2 protein-coding genes are annotated in these 1,978 nt (G+C 37.2%); both read right to left on the reverse strand.

Translation table 11 applies throughout. The annotated features are described in order from the left end of the window. Positions 1-335: 335 nt before the first annotated feature. Positions 336-830, reverse strand: coding sequence for an ABC transporter permease (locus JM172_RS24280; RefSeq protein WP_214484946.1), 495 nt, complete (start codon positions 828-830; stop codon positions 336-338). 376 nt (positions 831-1,206) lie between these two features. After that, entirely contained in the window at positions 1,207-1,740 is a 534-nt protein-coding gene (locus JM172_RS25045) for a hypothetical protein (RefSeq protein WP_250886875.1), read from the reverse strand. Between the last annotated feature and the right edge of the window lie 238 nt (positions 1,741-1,978).

The raw sequence follows: 1,978 nt of genomic DNA on the forward strand, positions 1-1,978 counted from the left end.
TTCAGTCGTGACGTAGCGACTCGTCAACTCATGACTTTCCACACCATGCTACACTCCCCGTTAGGTTTCCCCTTCGGTTAAGGTGGGTAATGATGGATTTATATGCGGACTTAATCCACGCTTTGGAAAAAGCGATTTTCTTAGCCTCCCTTATGGGCGCACAACACAACTCAACTTGTGTTTAAAAATCATATCCTATAAAAATTCACTTTGTGAAAATATTGTTATATCAATGATTATGAAAACACATCGGTTCCTATAGTTATCATTATGTAAACTAGAATTGAATATCCAATACATAGATATTCAAAATAAGCTGACGTTAAAACATCAGCTTATGGAGATGGGAATCTTGCGGCGGCAAAGATAGTTCCAGCACTATTCGCTAAAACAGTACCTGGTTGATTTGCACTAAATGTTACATTTACGATGTCACCAGCGTTTATTTGAACTAATGTGTAAGCATTTATCAGTTTTGCCGCAATTAATATACCAGGTGCTATTATAACATCTCTGTCATTTTGATATACTAATGCATTATTTACTCGAATTGTACAAAATGCTTGGTAATTCTGATTAGAACTAGCTTGAAAAAAAACGCCAGCATAAATAGAATATACACCAGATTGAGAAGGGATAAACTGTGAATTGGCTGTATTGTACTCATTGTTTAAATCAAATATTTCGTTCGGATAAATCACAGGAAGCAAATTTCCACTTTGATATGGTTGAGAATCTGCTGAATTTTCCGCTCTAAATGCAGATTGAGGATCCGATAGTCCAGGTGTACCCATAGGTCCTTGTGATCCTTGCAGTCCCTGTATTCCCATAGGTCCTTGTGGACCCTGCCTACCAGGTGTGGCCCCTCAGGTCCTTGAGGTGGTGGTGGAACGACTCTACACTTACAAACTTTTTCTTTCATTATTATTTTCACCTTCTATACTTGTTTTTACTTTATATGTATGGATATTTGTTATAGAAGGTTGGACTAAAATATATAACGTGACTAAAATGGACTGAAGTCTATGTTAATTATGTATTTTCAAATAAGTTCCTATAGTTGCTATTATGTAAACTAGAATTGTATATAATATTCATTTTTATGCAAATTTTCTTGCGCTTCCAAACGCCAATACTTATTGTAGACTCTGGTTCTTAGTTAGGGCAAAAAAAAGAGCCCAAAAAAGCTCCAAAATAAAACATTTATTATGTGTATCTAATCACATGAAGAACAGGGCGGGTGTAGCTTGGAGCTCCTGTTACAGTAGGTGTATCGACTGAGATTATTTCATTCATTTGAGTACTTTGATAGAGTTCAGATTTTGATGCCGGCATTACTATGTCACCACCAGAGTTATTACGTACAAGCGTTCGTGATACTATGGCTGGTGCATCGCTTGAAACTTCATAGAAAATCTCCTCCCCATTAGCTAAAGAATTATCGGCTTCGAATGAAATTTCGTATAACCCAATATCGGAAAGTTGGATTGAATTAGCACCCATAGGTATAGTAAGACCGATACATGGTCCAGATGTTCCAAAAGTAACACCGGCCCCTTGTATTGCGGTATCCTGTATCCCTGTGATTTGGCATAAACCTAGCGCGCTACCCGGTGTCCCAGGAGTTCCCATTGAACCCTGTGGCCCCTGTGGTCCTTGTGGTCCCTGTTTCCCAGGTGGACCCTGTGGCCCTTGAGGTAGTGGTGGAACGACCCTACATTTACAATCTTTATCTTTCATTAGTTATTTTCACCTTCTATAATTGTTTTTACTTTATATGTATGGATATTTTCTATAGAATGGTTGGACTAACATGCTTAGCGTGACAAAAATGTACTAGAGTCTATGTTAATTGTGTATTTTTAAACAAGTTCCTATAGTTGCTATTATGTAAACTAGAATTGAATAACATATACACGTATATGCAAATAGTTTTGTTTACTCTTTGGAAAATTGAGGTTGAAATGGATATGAAACT

The organism is Bacillus sp. SM2101, from assembly GCF_018588585.1.
GTDB lineage: Bacteria > Bacillota > Bacilli > Bacillales > SM2101 > Nanhaiella > Nanhaiella sioensis.